The sequence below is a fragment of the Flavobacterium daemonense genome (assembly GCF_007341385.1).
Lineage (GTDB): Bacteria > Bacteroidota > Bacteroidia > Flavobacteriales > Flavobacteriaceae > Flavobacterium > Flavobacterium daemonense.
In genome coordinates this window covers 64229-81583 of record NZ_VJYD01000001.1, presented here as the reverse complement: position 1 = coordinate 81583, position 17355 = coordinate 64229, and the positions used below count along the sequence as shown (strand labels likewise).

Sequence of the window (17355 nt, the reverse complement as noted above, 5' to 3'; positions counted from 1 at the left end):
TCGTTCCTCGGAATGACAAGATTGTGGATAATCTTGGGTTATGTTTATATTTTTAAATCTTTTTCTCCAAAAGCGATTTAAGCGTTGCCTGCAATTCTTCGCCATGAAGATTTTTCGCCACAATAATTCCGTTAGAATCCACTAAATAATTTGCCGGAATTGCTCTCACTCCATATAATTTAGCCACTGCGCTGTTCCAAAAAAGCAAATCTGAAACCTGAAGCCAATCCAATTTATCATCCTGAATTCCCTTAACCCAGTTTTCTTTCTTTTTATCCAAAGAAATCGCGATAATGTTGAAACCTTTATCATGAAATTCTTTGTAAGCCGCTACAATATTTGGATTTTCGCGTCGGCAAGGTCCGCACCAAGATGCCCAAAAATCAACCAAAGTGTACCCTTTTAAATTTTCATAAAAACGAACTGGTTTTCCTTCTGTATCTTTCTCCGTAAAATCTGGCGCTTTTTTTCCAACTGCTAATCCGTATAATACAATGGCCAAATCTTTCAGCTCTTTCACGTAAGTGGTGTTTTGAAGACTTTTATCCAACAAAGCGATATTTTGAGTGATTTGTTCTGGAGTCAATCGATACGACCAGTTTCTATACAATACATAAGCTGAAACAATCGATTTTGGATTTTCTGTAATGAACTTGCTGATTTCTATATCATTGCTTTTTTTATAAGTTTCGAATAAATCCTGTGATGCCGAACCCGAAACTGTTGAAGCATTGTAATATTTTTTCGGACTCAATTTTACTGTTATCGGTTCTTTTTCAAGAAAAACGTACAATGGTGAACTTGCCGTATTAACGCTTAATCCATATAATTCGGGCGTTTTTACTTTGGTTTTAAAACTAAAACTTCCGTCTTTGACTTTAACCGAATCAATCGTAGTAAACATCTTATTATGAAACTTTTGCAAGTAAACATATTGCACCACAGTATCAGCAACAGTTCCTTTTAACTGCAGATTATTTTCCTGCGCTTGAGTTTGTACTAATCCGAGAAATAAGGCAAAACCTAATAGTATTCTTTTCATTTTTATTTGATTTTAAAGTGAGTTTGATTTTTAAATTTTTAGCTAAATATTGGGCAATAGAATTTTCGAAACCTTAAAAAAATAAGGATTTTAGATATGTTGTTTCTAATAAATTTCAGAGAGAAATTAACGTCTATGCATTCGGAAACCCGCGAGACTGTTTTCTTCGAAAGCGCAATTCAAAAGCTCAAAACTGGTATACAAATGATGTAGTTTACTTTTCATCTTAAAACATAAATAATTTTAATATTGATGATCTTATTCCGATTTTGAAATCTTCTCTTATCTGTCCCGCAAAACGGGAAGGATTTAGCACCTTGTTCAGCAACAGGTTGCTAAGACTTCACAGGGCCTATTCCCTCTGTCTTTCTGGATAAGTATCATTACAGATGTTTTCTGTGTTGCAAATATATATTAATTCTACCGAATTAGTCAAGTTTAAATTGTGTTTTTTTTGAAATTTATTTTGAATTAAGTTATTCCCACTCAATAACAAACTCAAAAGCAATACTTTACAATAGTAAAAATTTTCTATTTTATTAAAGAAAGTGCTGTATTATTTCAATAGAATATCCAAAATTATATTCAAAAAATCTGCACTACTACTTTGCGGAGCTACTTGCGAAGATCTGCTTCGCCTGTTCGCTATCGCTCGAGTCTTCTTCGTCGAGATGACAAGATTGTGGATGTTCTAATAGATTTCACTTTTAAAAGTCTTTTTGTAAAGTTATAAAATCAGATGAACTTTCGGATTGTCTATTTCAGAAATCAATTTGTCCGTCTCACCCAAAAACGAATATGTTTTCTGTTGCATCTGACGCAATTTTGTCCTGTTTAACAACTTAAAAATTAAAATTATGAACGCAAAAACAACAAAAATTATTTATTGGACAGGAATCATTTTAACTTCTTTATGGTTTGGCGCCAGCGGGTTTTTCGAATTAACTTCAAATCCAATTGTTTGGGGAATCACACAACAATTGGGCTATCCAGCACATTTTATTTACATTCTTGGAGTATTTAAAATCGCCGGAGTAATCACATTATTAATTCCGAATCAATTATTACGATTGAAAGAATGGGTCTTTGCCGGAATTTTCTTTGACATTACTTTTGCTTTCTTTTCAAAAATAGCCGTATTGGGTTTTCCTGCTACAATTGATGCTATTATTGCTTTTGCGATGGTGAGCGTAACATATGCGATGTTTAGAGAATTATATGCCGCTAATTATTCTAAAAACGCGATTGTAAGCTAATTTTAAAGCTTTTTAAGATTACAAAAACATAAAAGCGTCAAGAACTCCTCAGGCGCTTTTTGTTTTGTTATGAGTTTTTAAAACATTTATTATCTTTGCACTTCAAATAAACTACTTCCGTAAATGTGAATAAATAATTTCTTTCAGATATAGAGACAGCAAGCCAGACTTGGTTTTTGCTGATTTATTAATGCTTAAGAAAGAGATTATGATCATTCTGCAAAACATTTCATATACACATTCTAATACAGAATTGCTGTTCAACGCAATCAGTTTAACAGTAAATACGGGCAATAAAATAGCCTTAACAGGCCATAATGGCGCTGGAAAATCAACTTTGCTTAAAATTATAGCAAAAGAATTATTTCCGTCAAGCGGAACAATCGCAATTGAGACTGAACCGTATTATATTCCGCAAATCTTCGGGCAATATAACCATTTGACGATTGCTGAAGCTTTACAAATAGATAAAAAATTAACTGCTTTCCGCGAAATTCTTGAAGGGAATGTAAGCGAAACCAATTTGAATGTTCTCAACGACGACTGGACAATTGAAGATCGTTGTAACGAAGCTTTAAACTATTGGAAATTAAACGATTTAGATCTGAATCAAAAAATGCAGTTTTTGAGCGGAGGACAGAAAACAAAAGTATTTCTCGCCGGAATTGCTATTCATCAGCCTAAACTTATTTTATTGGATGAACCAAGCAATCATCTAGATGTTGAAGGCAGAAATTTGCTATATCAATTTATAAAAACTTCAACAACAACGATGCTGATAGTAAGCCACGACAGAAAACTGCTGAATTTACTCGATACAACCTGCGAGCTAAAATCAAACGGGATCAAGACTTACGGCGGTAATTATGATTTTTATTTGGAGCAAAAGAATATCGAAAAGAATGCTTTAGCACTTGATATTCATTCAAAGGAAAAAGCGCTTCAGAAAGCCAAAGAAAAACAACGAGAAACCATTGAAAGACAACAAAAACTGGATGCAAAAGGCAAAAAGAAACAAGAAAAAGCCGGAGTTGCCCGCATTATGATGAATACGTTAAAGAATAAAGCTGAAAACAGTTCATCGAAAACCAAAAGCGTTCATGAAGAGAAAATTGGCGGCATATCACAGGAATTGAGAGAACTGCGTGAAAATGTTTCGAGTTTGGACAAAATGAAATTCGGTCTTGATAATTCGCGTTTGCACAAAGGAAAAATAATGGTAACCGCCGAATCACTAAATTATCGCTACAAGGAAGAAAACATATGGAAAACTGATTTGAATTTTCAGATTCTTTCGGGTGAAAGAATGGCGCTAAAAGGAAACAACGGTTCCGGAAAAACAACGCTGATCAAATTGATTTTAGGAGAAATTCAGTCAAAATTAGGAAATCTGAAAATAGCTGAATGCAAAAGTGTTTATATTGATCAGGATTATTCCTTAATTAATAACTCGATAACGGTTTATGAACAGGCGCAACAAAGTAATACATCAGGTTTAGAAGAACACGATATTAAAATGCGATTGAATCGTTTCCTTTTCGGAAAATCAGATTGGGACAAACCTTGTCAATTTTTAAGCGGAGGAGAACGAATGCGTTTAATGCTTTGCGGTTTGACAATTGCAAATCAAGCACCAGATTTAATCGTTTTAGACGAACCGACAAACAATCTTGACATCCAAAATATCGAAATTTTGACAAATGCTTTAAACGAATATCAAGGCACATTAATCGTGGTTTCACACGACGAAACATTCTTAAAAGAAATAAACGTAAACAACAGTATTAGTTTACTTTAAAATATTTCATATAAATAAAAACTTAAATTAAATTTTAACCGCAAAGAACGCGAAGGTTTACGCAAAGTTCGCAAAGAATAATTCTCATTTTTTGTCATCCTGAGCGAAGTCGAAGGACCGCAAAGTTATTCCTCAAAGTTTAATTTGTTTGAAGAATTTCTTTGCCGAGCTACTTGCGCCCCCTTCGACTTCGCTCAGGGTGACAAACTGGATATTGCAATCTTTAATAAAAACTTTGCGAACTTTGCGAACTTTGCGTAAACCTTTGCGTGCTTTGCGGTTAAATTTTCACAATTCACAATTCACAATTCACAATTATCAACGGTTTTCCAGCCAGCTCAAAAAAGCCGTCGCTTTCTCTTTTCCGACCAATAATTTTTCCTCAGTCGGAATATTAAGTTTGATAATCAGCTTGCGCGAAAAGTAATGCTCCGCTTCCCTAATTGCCGAAAAATTCACTAAATATTGTCTGTTCATTCTGAAAAACTGAATTGGCGACAACAGTTTGTACACCTCATCTAACGACTGCGTAATCTGATATTCATTTTTATCAAAAGTCATAATCGTTGGCGTTTCGTTTTTGATGAAGAAAAACGCAATATTCTCGGTTTGAATCGTTTGGTATTTATTGTTTTTAAAAACCAAAAAACTGCTTTTACCCGTATTTTCGCCCGTTCTCGTTAAAAGATAATCGAAATCCGGCATCATTTTTTTATTTCTTTGGAAGAAATTCTTCAGCTCGCCCGCTTTTTTAATCGCTTGCGAAATGCTGTCTCTCGAAAAAGGTTTCAACACATAATCGATTCCGTTTGATTTAAAAGCTTCAATCGCATAATCATCAAAAGCCGTACAGAATATCACCGGAGACAAAACCTCAACGTTTTTAAAAATTTCAAAACAAAGCCCGTCCGCCAGCTGAATATCCATAAAAATAAGATCCGGCTGATCGTTTTCCATAAGATAACTCACCGCGCCATCGATACTCTGGATGTACGATAAAATCTTGGCGTCTGGCCTGATACTCAAAATAAGCTGACCAAGTGCTTTGGCCGTTTTTACTTCATCTTCAATTACTATGATATTCATAAATAAGGGGTATTTTGACTTTAAAAATAATATCGTTTTTATCAATTTCGATTTCCTTGTGAGCCAAATGCATAAAGCGCTGATTGATATTATCCAAACCTACTCCAGTCGATAAAACGCCTCGTTTCAGCTGAATTGGATTTTCAATCACCAGAAAATCATTTTCGGTATACAATTTAATTCGCAGTGGCTTATCTAAAGAAACGACGTTATGCTTGATGCAATTTTCAATTAAAAGTTGTAGTGAAAAAGGCGGAATTGCGCAATCGTATTGTTTTTGATCAACTTCATTTATCACTTCAAATCCGTCTTCAAAACGCGCTTTCAGCAAATAAATATACGAATCTAATATCTGAATTTCCTCTTTTAAGGATATCAAGTCAAGCTTTCGGCTATCTAGCGTAAAACGATAAAAATCAGATAATTTTAAAATAAAATCAGAACTCTGCGGATCCTGAATATCGACCATAGATTTTAACGTATTCAAACTATTGAATAAAAAGTGTGGATTCACCTGTTGCTTCAAAAGTTCGTATTGTGCACCAAGATTTAAGGCTTTGGTTCGCTCCAATTCTACTCCTATTTGTTGCGTTTGATAATTCTGAAAAAGCAGATGCAAAAACATATACACAATCAAATTAATCAAAACACCGCGCAGTTCAAACATGATTGGCGCATCCATTTTAGAAACTTGAAAAATCTCCTGATGTGCAACTACCAGAATCACCATCAGCAAAATCCCTAATACAACACTCAACAATAACTTCCAGTTAAACAAGCTTTTATTAGTGCGTTGTGCGGAAAATTTCGGAAGACTGTAAATATTGTAATACCAAATAAAAAGAGAAAACAACAATGTAATCGAAGAATTGATTACCAAGTCGCCAGGCGTTGTGGCGGCATCGAATAATTTGGGAATAGACGCAAGAATTGCAAGTGCTATAGAACTTCCCCAAATGACACGCGGAGAAACCTGAAAGCGTTTTACTTTTTCCATATATTTTTTTTGTTTCAAGTTTCATCCCGAAGCTTCGGGATCAGGTTTCAAGTTCGATATACTTTGTCAAAGATAGCAATAAATTAACGGGATTTTGGCTAAAAAACACGAGATTCTAAATTTTAATTGCTCTGTTTTTATTCCGAAAAAATAATTAAACAAAAACTTTACAATAAACACACTTAAAAACTGGATTACAATTAGTTAAATACAAATAAAAAACACAAACTGTCATCTTGTCAGAGCTAAAAAAAGTATCGTTTAGCTAAATTTTGTTTGTAAAATGACAGTTTTTCAATTGCAAAATAAAAGCTCAAATTTCACCTTATAAAATCGCTCCTACTTTGTAAAAAACCAATTTGTTTTTCTGTTTCTTACAATAAATTTTGTGTAAAAATCGCCCGATCTGCGCCCAAAATAATCCCCGAATTCATGTCCTGAACGAAACCAATTATTTCAAAATCTTTCGGATTAAAACCTTTTGGTAAAAATATTGAAACGTTTCCTTTTGGATTTCCTGTTAAAGCAAAACTATTGAAGCTACGCACAATTTGAAAATGAGACAAAACTCTATTGGCGTTCTCCCCTCTTTTTACATTGCTTTTAGCCGATTTTTGAACTACGGCAACATACAAACGATTGTTTTTTGAAATTTTATTGATGTTGTAATTCAAATTCAATTTATCGCCCTGTTGATTAGCTTCTAAGGCAATTTCTGTAACTGCGGGTTTTGAAAGCGCTGAATGTATCCCGTTTTGAACTGCGGTTTCCTGCGAACCGATATAATCGATTTTGCCGTTGATAATAAGCTGTGGCGTATAAACAGGCTCTTTTTCCATAAATTTTGCATAATCATACTGTCTTTTGGTATTTGCCGCATTGCTAAAAACATCTTTCCAACCTTGTTTGTCCCAATAATCAACATGATACGATAAAACATAAACATTGCTGTCTTTGTATTGCTTCTGGATTCTACCCATCAATTCATCTGCTGGAGGACAGCTTGAACAGCCTTCGGAAGTGTAGAGTTCTAAAAAGGCAAAACCTTTTTTTGTTGCATTTTGACTAAAAATAGTGTTTCCAGCCAAAAGAAACAGCATTACGAATACTGTCAATAATTTTATATTTTTCATGATTTCTAAATTTTATAAACCCGACAGGTTTTAAAAACCTGTCGGGTTTCTCTATTTACAGAATATTAAGTTCGACGTTTATATTTCCTCTTGTCGCTTTAGAATACGGACAAGTTTGATGCGCTTGAGCCGCTAATGCTTTAGAAGTTTCTAAATCCAAACCTGGCAAACTGATATTTAATCTAGCTTGTAAAGAATATTCGCCTTCAATTACACATAAATCAACCTCAGCATCTACAGCAGTTTCTGCCGGAAGTTTAATTCCTTGTTTTGAAGCTGCAATTCCTAAAGCGCCAATAAAACAAGCCGACCAGCCTGCAGCAAACAATTGCTCCGGATTTGTCCCCGGACGTGATGATCCCGGCGCGCTTAATTTGATATTCAATTGTTCATCTGAACTTTGAGAAGCTCCTTCTCTACCGCCTGTTGTGTGTGTTTTTCCTGTGTATAAAACTTTTGTTTCCATGATTTTTTCTGTGTAAAATGTTATTTGTAAAAAGTAAAATGATTTTTGTTATTGGAATCTGGAATTTAATTTTTGGAATTTATTTCAAGTTATCCACGTCAATTATTGCTTGTGCAAACGCTTTTGGATCTTCTTGTGGCACATTATGTCCGATTCCTTTCAAGATTCTGTGCTCGTATTTTCCTGTGAATTTGTTGGCGTATGCTTTTCCATCCGCGAAAGCGCCATCGAAATCGCTTCCAATTGTAATTGTTGGAACTTTAATTTCTGGTCTCGCTGCCAAGCGTTTTTCAAGATTATCGTATTTTGATTCTCCTGCTTCAAGAGATTGTCTCCATCTGTAGTTGTGAATTACGATTGCTACGTGATCTGGATTATCAAATGATTGTGCTGTTTGATCGTAAGTCGCTTTATCGAAATTCCATAACGGAGAAGCGATTTTCCAGATTAGGTTATTGAAATCGTATGTGTTTTGTGTGTAACCTTGTTTTCCTCTTTCGGTAGCAAAGTAATATTGGTACCACCATCCTAATTCGGCTGTTGGAGGAAGCGGTTTTAAATTTGCTTCTAAATTCACCACCAAATAACCGCTTACCGATACTAAGCCTTTTACACGTTCTGGCCAAAGTGCTGCTGTTACAACTGCTGTTCTCGCTCCCCAGTCAAATCCGCCAATTACAGCTTTATCAATTTTCAATGCATCCATAAAAGCGATAATATCACTCGCTAAAGCCGCTTGTTGGCCGTTTCTGAACGTATCTTTTGAAAGAAAGGTTGTTGTGCCAAAACCTCTTAAATAAGGCGTAAAAACATGATATCCTTTTGCAACCAAAATCGGAACGACTTCGTTGTAGCTGTGAATATCGTAAGGCCAGCCATGAAGCAAAATAACCGGAGTTCCGTTTGACAGACCTGCTTCGGTATAACCTACGTTTAATAATCCCGCATTGATTTGTTTTAAAGTTCCGAGTGAGCTGCTTGCTTCAATTGTTTGTTTTGAAGCCTGTGCATTCGTTACATTCACATTCATAAAAAGAATGATGATTAAGATTGATTTTGCAAAAATGTTGTTTGTAATTTTCAATAGCGTTTTCATAATTTTATTTTTTTGATTAGTTGATTATCAGTTAATTTCTTCTTCAAAGGTATCTTGACAATCCTCGTTTTAAAAGGAGAAAAAAGGTGAAGTGGACAAAGTTTGGGTTGAAATGGACAATTGGTAATTGATAATTGTTAATTGACAATTGATAATTGATAATTGATAATTGATAATTGGTAATTGGTAATTGGTAATTGGTAATTGTTAATTGTTAATTGTTAATTGTTAATTGTTAATTATCAATTATCAATTATCAATTATTAAACTATTTCTTCAAAGTCAATACAGGTTTTCCTTTTTCGACTATATAAGTTGCCAATTCTGAGGCTTTTGCATTAGTGCTGTTTCTTGCCGAATGCACCACGCCTGCCGGAATAAAAAGTACTTCTCCGGTTTTTAAGGTAACCGGCGCTTGGCCTTCAACTTCATATTCTAATGAACCTTCGAGTACGTAAATAATCTCTTCGCCGGGATGAAAGTGTTTCCCGAAAGCTGAATGTCCATCAAAATCGATTCTAGCTTGAACGGTTTCTCTTCCCGGAATACTTAAATCGTGTTTTTGCAAATCAGTACGTTTTATTCCGTTTTGAGCAGCGATTTGGTTGGGAACCAAAAAGGCGATAATGCCTAAAATAATAATTGCAATAATAACCCAGGTTTTTTGTTTTTTAGTTTCCATGATTTTTGATTTAAATTAGTTGTTATCAGTTAATTTCTGAGTCAAAAGTATATCGATAATGCTTCCTGAGAAATCATAAAATAGCCCAAACGGACAAACTTCAAGACGAAGTGGACTTTTATAATTGTGAGTTGTGAGTTGTGAATTGTGAGTTGTTGAATGCTGGTGATTTAACCGCAACGCACGCAAAGTTTTTTTTGATTCATGAGACTTTGTAAAAACGCAAAGTTCGCAAAGCTTTGAAAACAAAACCTTGCGAACCTTGCGTAAACCTTAGCGTCTTTGCGGTTAATTTTTTAATTCACAATTAATAATTTACAATTTACAATTAAGAAAGAACCATTCCCCCATCCATAATGAAATCGGCACCGGTGATGAATTTTGCGGCGTCGCTGCTTAAATACGAAACCATTTTAGCTACATCTTCTGATTTTCCCATTTGTTTCAGCGGCACTTTTTCGACTACGACATCCATAATACCTTTTACGGTGGTTTCGTCTAGACCGACTTTTTTCATAACCTCTGTTTCTGTTGGTCCGGGACTAACGGAATTTACTCTGATTTTTCGAGGCGCTAATTCCAATGCCGCCGATTTCATAACCGAATTCAAAGCCGTTTTACTCGCCGAATAAACCGAAGATCCCGGCCCCGGCATACTCGCAGTATTCGAAGAAAGAAACACGACCGAAGCACCGTCTTTTAAAATTGGGATAAATTTGCTCAGCGTAAAATAAGCGCCTCGCAGATTGACATTCATAATACTGTCAAACAATTCCTCTGAAGTTTGTTCAATTGTTCCTAAACCCGCAATTCCGGCATTGATGAAAAGAATATCAACCGCACCTAAATCCGCTTTTACTTTAGCAACCAGATTCTCAATATCCAAAACACTTGCTTGATCTGCCGTAATTGCTGTTACGCTTAATTCTTGTGCAGCTTTTTCTATGGCTTCTTTTCGTCTTCCGGTGATAATAACCTGAACACCTTGCTCTTTTAATTGTTTTGCTGTTGCGTAACCTATACCGCTATTTCCGCCTGTAATTACTGCTACTTTATCTTTTAAATTATCCATTATTTTATGTTTTTTAAATTAACTGGACAAAGTTAAATCGGAAAAGAGGTTGCTTTTTTGGTGGTATCATGGAGTATACTGCAAAATCGATTTTAACATTTACCTATTCTTAAAAATCAGTTTTAGCCAAAACAGAAAAATTAGTGTTAAATATTCAAATCATTTTTTCAATTATTTGGTTAAAATTCTCCGATTTATTCATATTTAAAGCGCAATTTTCTTAATTTATTTTTAAAACTTCATTAAACAGCTGTTAAATCTTAACAAGAATTCATTGTAGATCGTGTAGGAAAACGTATATTTGAGATAATACTGAATTTATATTATCGTGCAAGAAAAAACAAAAACAACTCATTTTATATTCCCAAAAACTCCAACGGGAGTTGACGGACTAGACGAAATTACAGAAGGAGGTTTCCCAAAAGGACGTCCTACTTTAATTTGCGGTGGCGCAGGATGCGGAAAAACATTATTGTCAATGCAATTTCTTATAAAAGGAATTACTGAATACAACGAAACTGGAGTTTTCATGTCTTTTGAAGAACCTTCGGATGATCTTACTTTAAATGTAAAATCTCTTGGCTTTGACCTCGAACAACTTAAAAAGGATAAAAAACTCGTAGTAGATCACGTTCGTGTCGAAAGATCAGAAATTGAAGAAGCCGGAGAATACGATCTCGATGGTTTATTTATACGATTAGGCTATGCCATCGATTCTGTAAAAGCAACTCGCATTGTTTTGGACACTATAGAATCTTTATTTGCAGGCCTTGACAATCAGGCGATTTTGAGAGCCGAATTGCGAAGATTATTTCATTGGCTAAAAGCTAAAGGCGTAACAGCCGTAATTACAGGCGAACGCGGTGAGGCAACACTTACACGTCAAGGATTAGAAGAATACGTATCAGACTGCGTTATTGTTCTCGATCATCGTGTTATTGAGCAGGTTTCAACCCGAAGACTTCGCATTGTAAAATACAGAGGTTCAACGCACGGAACAAACGAATATCCATTTTTAATTGATGAAGAAGGTATTTCGGTACTTCCTATTACTTCATTAAAACTCGATAATGAAGTTTCTTCAGATATTATTTCAACCGGAGTTCCCGGATTAAATGATATGTTTCAAGGTGGCGGCTTTTTCCGCGGAAGCAATATTTTGGTATCAGGAACAGCCGGAACAGCAAAAACTACTATTGGCTGTTATTTTGCCAACGAACAATGCGAGAATAAAGAAAGAACGATTTATTTCGCTTTTGAAGAATCGCCGCAACAATTGGTTCGCAATATGAGATCAATCGGAATTGATCTTGAAAAACATATTAAAGATGGCTTATTGCAAATTCATTCTTCACGCCCGTCATTAAACGGTCTTGAACTGCATTTGCTTACGCTTAGAAAACTAATCAAAGAGTTTAAACCTACTACAATCATTATTGACCCAATTAGTAATCTTATTTCGGTAGGAAGCGAACATGAAGTTCGTTCAATGCTCGTTCGATTAATTGATATGCTCAAAGCCAATAATATTACCGCCATGTTTACCTCTTTAAACAAACAAACAGATAATTTCAGACCCGATTTGGCCGAAGAATCTGTATCGTCATTGGTTGATACCTGGATTACGGTTCGTGATATGGAAGGCGTTGGCGAAAGAAACCGCGGTATTTTCATTATCAAAGCCCGTGGAATGGGACATTCTAACCAAGTTAGAGAGTTTGTGATTACCAATAACGGAATCGAACTACTAGATGTAGAATTAGGACCACAAGGAATTTTGACAGGAACGGCGAGAAAATCACATCAAGCCAAAAAAACCATTTCGAATATTAAGCTTCAAAACGAAATTAACAGAAAAGACCGAGAAATCGAACGCAAACGTAAAGTTCTTGAAGCCAATATTGAAGCGTTGAGAACCGAATTTGAATCGGCGGAAGAAGAATTAAGTATCCTTAAAGCAACAGAAGAATTGCAGGAAAGACTGTCTTCTAAGAAAAAAGAAAATTAAAATGAAAAAAGAAATAGCCGAATGGCAATTATTGCTCTATATAGCAGGTCAAACGCCAAAATCAATCAAGGCGCTTGAGAACATAAAAAAATATGCCGAGGAACATTTAAAAGGAAAATACAGCATCGAGATCATCGATTTGCTGAAGAATCCGCAATTGGCAGAAGGCGATCAAATTTTGGCTGTACCAACCTTGGTGAGAAAATTTCCTGAGCCTATTCGTAAAATTATAGGTGACCTTTCAAACGAAGAAAGAGTGCTTGTAGGACTTAATATCAAACCTATAAACTCATAATCATGGAAGATTCATCTGATGGCACAAGTACAACCAAACATAAGTTCAAACTTTTTGTTTCAGGTATGTCTGTTAAATCAGGACATGCAATCGAAAATTTACGAAAAATCTGCGACACCTATCTCAAAAAAAACTACGAAATAGAGATTATCGATATCAGTCGTGATAAGGAACAAGCTGTAATTCATCAAATTGTGGCAATCCCAACATTAATCAAAATACATCCTGAACCCAAAAGAATCATTTTGGGTGATTTATCAGATAAAGAAAAGGTTTTGTATTTACTAAACCTAGAACAATAATTTGGAGGAAAAAAAAAGAAATATAGAATCATTATTAGCAGAAATAGAATCCTTAAAAGAAGAGCTTTTTGAGTCTAATAGTATTGTAGATGCTATAAAACAAGGTGATGTAGATGCGTTAGTTTTAAGTACAAACGGAGTTCCAGAAGTATATTCGCTTCAAACTGCGGATTATACTTATAGGCTTCTTATTGAAAAATTCAGACAAGGCGCGCTAAGTATTTCGCGCCAAGGACTCATATTGTATTGCAACGACTATTTTTCAGAACTCGTTGGTATTCCTTCAGAGCAAATTGTTGGAACGTATTTAAACGAATATTTTGATAATCCGGCGCAGTTTGTGCAGCTTATTCAGGCGCTGCGATACGGAATCGCGACACACGAAATTCTTTTTAAATCGGATAACGACAAAAAAACTTTTCCCTCTTATATCGCCTTAACAGATCTTGAACCTGCCGTAGCAGCCATAGGAATTGTAATTACCGACTTAACCGAAAAGAAAAAACACGAAGAAGCTTTAATTCGTCATCAAGAGGAATTAGAAGAAAAAATTAACGAACTGAATAAAATCAATCGAAATCTAGAAGAATTTATTCACGTGATATCACACGATTTAAAAGAACCACTGCGAAAAATTGTAATGAACACAAGCCGAATTGACGGAAGTTATTTTACCGAAGTAGATACCAAAGCAATAAATGTCATGAAATTATCGGCTTTGCGTTTAAACTCGCTTGTTGATGATTTAGTACGTTATTCATCACATACAGCGCAGGAAGAACGAACTAAAATAAACCTGAAAACCATCATTTCTGAAGTTATGGAGGATTTTGAAATTATAATTTCTGATAAAAAAGCCAGCATTAAAATTGGAGATTTACCAATCATAAAAGCTTCAAGAGTACAAATGCGCCAGCTTTTTTCAAATCTTATTTCGAATGCTATAAAATACAGCAAAGAAACAACGGCTCCGTTTATAGAAATTTTTCAGCCCGAAAACTTAGATACCAAAATACCAAATCAAAATGCTAAATTTGTACAGATTCAAATTAAAGATAATGGTATAGGAATGGAAGAAAATCATTTAACTAAAATCTTTACCATTTTCCAGCGTTTACATGCCCGAAACGAATATTCAGGAAACGGAATTGGCCTTGCGATTTGTAAAAAAATCATGGAAAACCATTCCGGAAAAATAACCGTCGAAAGTACGCTCAACGAAGGCACAACATTTAATCTTTACTTTCCAATTGTATAAAATGTCACAAAAAAACAACCTACATATCATAATCGCCGAAGATGACGACGATGACGCTGACGTTATCTGTGAAACCTTCAACCAAAACCCACATTTCGGGAAAGTAAGCTTAGTATCAAATGGCGAAGAACTGCTCAATTACCTAAAAGACAGTTCAAACGAAAACCCGGACGTAATCCTGACCGATATCAATATGCCTATTGTTGACGGCATCGAAGCTTTACAGCAAATTCTAAACAATTCTAGTTTAAAGGACATTCCCTGCTTTGTTTATTCCACCAGCATAAATCCGTCGTACAAAGAAAAATGCGACGTTCTGGGCGTAAAAGCCTATCTTATTAAACCTTATTCTTTTGAGGCTTTCGCCGAAATTCCAAAGACTATTTTGAGTATTATTGAGGGTTAGGGTTTTTGTTTAATCAAATTAAAAATGGTTTTTACTTGATTAATGAATTCGCGGAGATTTTGAATGCTTATTTGGATGTGGAGTGAATTGTTTTTTTTTTTTAAATTTATAAGCCCTTGATCATTTTTATGGTTGGGGGTTTTGTTTTTATTCTTGTTTGGAAAAATACCGTAAATATACTCTGTGCTTGATTCTTATTTTTAATTACACTTGTGAGTAATATATTTTTTTCACATTATGGATTTCCGTTATGATTAAAATTATTAAACAATGGCATTTACTTTTTTAAAAATCTCAATTTCATTACTTTAAAATTGAAATAGATATAACAAATATTACTGACTTTAAAAAAAAAAAAATAAAATGTCTATAGATATCAAAATAAAAGGAAATACTGACACAAACGAGTTTCAGGATGCTGAAGTTTTACGAGATATGTTTCAAAGTTCCTTAGGTATGGCTTCTGTTAAAGGGCAAATATTAATTGTATGTAATGCAACTTTATTTGGTCAAGAAACTAAGGATGTTGATTTAATTGTTATAGGCAATTTTGAAAATTACACATGCAAAGTAAATTCAAAGGCAATTGGGAAAAACCATGAAGAATTACCGGCTAGATCTCGAACTGCATATGTCAACAATTTTTGTTTCACAATTGAGACAAAAAGACATCGAGCAGAAGATATTAGATTAGATGGATTACACATGTTAGTAAAGTACAATGACAAGCTTTCAGACGCCACAAATCAAAGTGAGAAACAAAAATATTCATTAAAAAATTTCTTTGAAGATAGATTAACTTTTTCACCATACATTGCAAATTTCATTTGGTTTAGAAATGTTAGTTGGCAATCTATTAAAAATCTTTTAGACAACAATTCAAATTTATATTCAAAACATAATTTTCTTCCTTCCCAATTCACGTTTCAATTTCTAATGCAATTAGCATGTAATCAAAAACCGCCTTATAATAGTTCTAATCCTGATGGGTCTTATAAAAATTTTTGCTCATACAATTCACTAAAAAAAGATGATTATTTAGATTTTGGAAAGATTGAAGAAATTTTTGATTTATTTACTAGAATTAAAAATGGAAGTGGTCAATTAACTCGTCGAAAAATTGAACATATCACAAGAAAACTATTAGACGAACAACAATACGCTCAAGCAATTGGTGAAAAGTTAATTGTAATTTCCGGTAGAGCAGGAACTGGAAAAACAATCAAACTACTACGAATAGCATGCGATCTAGCAATTAATCACGAATCTAGAGTCTTAATTTTAACCTATAATCATGCGCTTGTAAGTGATATAAAAAGAATTTTAGCATTAGCTGAAATTCCAGACAAAGTTGATAATTACACTGTTAATATTACAACTTTACACAAATTCATTTATGAATTAATAATTGGTTTTGGATTAGTCAAAAATTACAAAGATCCAGAAGAGGAAGCTAAACAGGTTCCTGAATTTCTTGAAAAATACGAGGAATTTCTACAACAATTAATTGATTACATCGAAACAGGATTAATTGAAGAAAAAGAAATTCAAGAATTAATGAAGACCCGTCATGATAAAGTTGCATGGGATTATGTTTTAATTGATGAATCTCAAGATTGGAATGAATTAGAGAAGAAAATAATTTTTACAATTTTTGGCAAAAATAAAACAATCATAACCGATGGTGTAGATCAATTGATTCGATCACAAAAAAAATGTAATTGGGTTCAAGGACTGAGACCTGATACTGATTTTAAAAGAACAAATGAAAAAAAGGGATTAAGACAAGAAGTAAATTTGATATCATTCATTAATGAATATGCTAAACAAGTAGGTGTCAATTGGGAAATTGAACCTAAACCTGAATTAATGGGTGGCAAAATAATAATTTCAAGTAGTGGTTATTCTAAAGAATTACATGTTAGAGAACTAAATAGATGCAAAGAATGTGAAAATTCAGAATACGAAATGATGTTTTTAGTTCCACCAAATCTTGTTAGTGTAGTAAAAGAAATTGATGATTATGGAAATGAAAAAGAAAGACGAGAATTTAAATATGCCGAAGAATTTAGAAATCATGGGATTTCAATATGGGATTTAACAAATACCGATTTAAGAACACAATATGTCGTTGAATTAAATCAACATCGTCTTCTACAATATGACTCATGTCGTGGTCTTGAGGGGTGGACAGTAGTATGTTTAGATCTTGATGAATTTATAAAATTTAAAATGCAAACATTTAAGGAACAAGAAACAAATGAATTAGCTTTAGAAACATTGGAAGAAAAACGAAACAGATTTGTTTATTTGTGGTCTTTGATTCCACTTACTCGCGCAATAGACACTCTAATAATAACAATTAAAGACAAAAATAGTGACGTATATAAATTCTTAAAAAAAACATATGAAAAGTATCCTGACTTTGTTGAATGGATAAATTAAAATTTATCTTTTT

16 protein-coding genes and 1 riboswitch are annotated in these 17355 nt (G+C 34.1%); of the genes, 8 read left to right on the top strand and 8 right to left on the bottom strand.

Features of this window, described 5'->3' with window-relative positions:
• Nucleotides 1-52: 52 nt before the first annotated feature.
• Nucleotides 53-1042: a TlpA disulfide reductase family protein gene (locus FND99_RS00365; RefSeq protein ID WP_144336020.1), complete on the bottom strand. Its 990-nt coding sequence runs from the start codon at nucleotides 1040-1042 to the stop codon at nucleotides 53-55.
• A 279-nt stretch (nucleotides 1043-1321) separates the two neighbouring features.
• Nucleotides 1322-1422, bottom strand: a riboswitch (SAM riboswitch).
• Between the two features lie 477 nt (nucleotides 1423-1899).
• Between FND99_RS00365 and FND99_RS00360 the strand changes: the two genes are divergently transcribed.
• Entirely contained in the window at nucleotides 1900-2298 is a 399-nt protein-coding gene (locus FND99_RS00360; RefSeq protein ID WP_144336019.1) for a DoxX family protein, read from the top strand.
• Between the two features lie 208 nt (nucleotides 2299-2506).
• Nucleotides 2507-4096 carry an ABC-F family ATP-binding cassette domain-containing protein gene (locus tag FND99_RS00355; protein WP_144336018.1) on the top strand — a complete coding sequence of 530 codons (1590 nt, stop codon included), beginning with the start codon at nucleotides 2507-2509 and terminating at the stop codon, nucleotides 4094-4096.
• Between the two features lie 318 nt (nucleotides 4097-4414).
• On the opposite strand, the gene FND99_RS00350 is transcribed toward FND99_RS00355, so the two are convergent.
• From FND99_RS00350 to FND99_RS00315, 7 genes are all read right to left on the bottom strand, one after another.
• Nucleotides 4415-5182 carry a LytR/AlgR family response regulator transcription factor gene (locus FND99_RS00350; protein ID WP_144336017.1) on the bottom strand — a complete coding sequence of 256 codons (768 nt, stop codon included), beginning with the start codon at nucleotides 5180-5182 and terminating at the stop codon, nucleotides 4415-4417.
• Nucleotides 5163-6179 (bottom strand): sensor histidine kinase, encoded by a 1017-nt coding sequence (locus FND99_RS00345; protein WP_144336016.1) that lies wholly within the window; start codon nucleotides 6177-6179, stop codon nucleotides 5163-5165. Before FND99_RS00345 ends, FND99_RS00350 begins: the two co-directional genes overlap by 20 nt.
• Before the next feature lie 374 nt (nucleotides 6180-6553).
• Entirely contained in the window at nucleotides 6554-7312 is a 759-nt protein-coding gene (locus tag FND99_RS00340; RefSeq protein WP_144336015.1) for a DUF1223 domain-containing protein, read from the bottom strand.
• A gap of 55 nt (nucleotides 7313-7367) precedes the next feature.
• A complete protein-coding gene (locus tag FND99_RS00335) occupies nucleotides 7368-7778 on the bottom strand; it encodes an organic hydroperoxide resistance protein (RefSeq protein ID WP_144336014.1) in 411 nt (136 codons plus the stop codon).
• A gap of 79 nt (nucleotides 7779-7857) precedes the next feature.
• On the bottom strand, nucleotides 7858-8874 hold the full coding sequence (locus FND99_RS00330; RefSeq protein ID WP_144336013.1) for an alpha/beta fold hydrolase: 1017 nt from the start codon (nucleotides 8872-8874) through the stop codon (nucleotides 7858-7860).
• A 268-nt stretch (nucleotides 8875-9142) separates the two neighbouring features.
• Nucleotides 9143-9556: a cupin domain-containing protein gene (locus FND99_RS00320; protein ID WP_144336012.1), complete on the bottom strand. Its 414-nt coding sequence runs from the start codon at nucleotides 9554-9556 to the stop codon at nucleotides 9143-9145.
• A 328-nt stretch (nucleotides 9557-9884) separates the two neighbouring features.
• A complete protein-coding gene (locus FND99_RS00315; protein WP_144336011.1) occupies nucleotides 9885-10628 on the bottom strand; it encodes an SDR family NAD(P)-dependent oxidoreductase in 744 nt (247 codons plus the stop codon).
• A gap of 328 nt (nucleotides 10629-10956) precedes the next feature.
• Here FND99_RS00315 and kaiC point away from each other — a divergent pair, with 328 nt between their 5' ends.
• The 6 genes from kaiC to FND99_RS00285 all read left to right on the top strand — a co-directional run bounded on the left by kaiC (nucleotide 10957) and on the right by FND99_RS00285 (nucleotide 17342).
• Nucleotides 10957-12636 (top strand): circadian clock protein KaiC, encoded by a 1680-nt coding sequence (kaiC, locus tag FND99_RS00310; RefSeq protein WP_144336010.1) that lies wholly within the window; start codon nucleotides 10957-10959, stop codon nucleotides 12634-12636.
• Nucleotide 12637: 1 nt separating this feature from the next.
• Entirely contained in the window at nucleotides 12638-12931 is a 294-nt protein-coding gene (locus tag FND99_RS00305) for a circadian clock KaiB family protein (protein ID WP_144336009.1), read from the top strand.
• Nucleotides 12932-12933: 2 nt separating this feature from the next.
• The gene (locus FND99_RS00300; RefSeq protein WP_144336008.1) at nucleotides 12934-13233 is read left to right on the top strand and encodes a circadian clock KaiB family protein; all 300 of its coding nucleotides are present in this window, start codon (nucleotides 12934-12936) and stop codon (nucleotides 13231-13233) included.
• Nucleotide 13234: 1 nt separating this feature from the next.
• Complete coding sequence (locus tag FND99_RS00295; protein ID WP_144336007.1) at nucleotides 13235-14491, top strand: sensor histidine kinase; 1257 nt, start codon at nucleotides 13235-13237, stop codon at nucleotides 14489-14491.
• 1 nt (nucleotide 14492) lies between these two features.
• A complete protein-coding gene (locus FND99_RS00290) occupies nucleotides 14493-14897 on the top strand; it encodes a response regulator (RefSeq protein WP_144336006.1) in 405 nt (134 codons plus the stop codon).
• Nucleotides 14898-15260: 363 nt separating this feature from the next.
• Nucleotides 15261-17342 carry an AAA family ATPase gene (locus FND99_RS00285; RefSeq protein ID WP_144336005.1) on the top strand — a complete coding sequence of 694 codons (2082 nt, stop codon included), beginning with the start codon at nucleotides 15261-15263 and terminating at the stop codon, nucleotides 17340-17342.
• The last annotated feature ends 13 nt before the right edge of the window (nucleotides 17343-17355 follow it).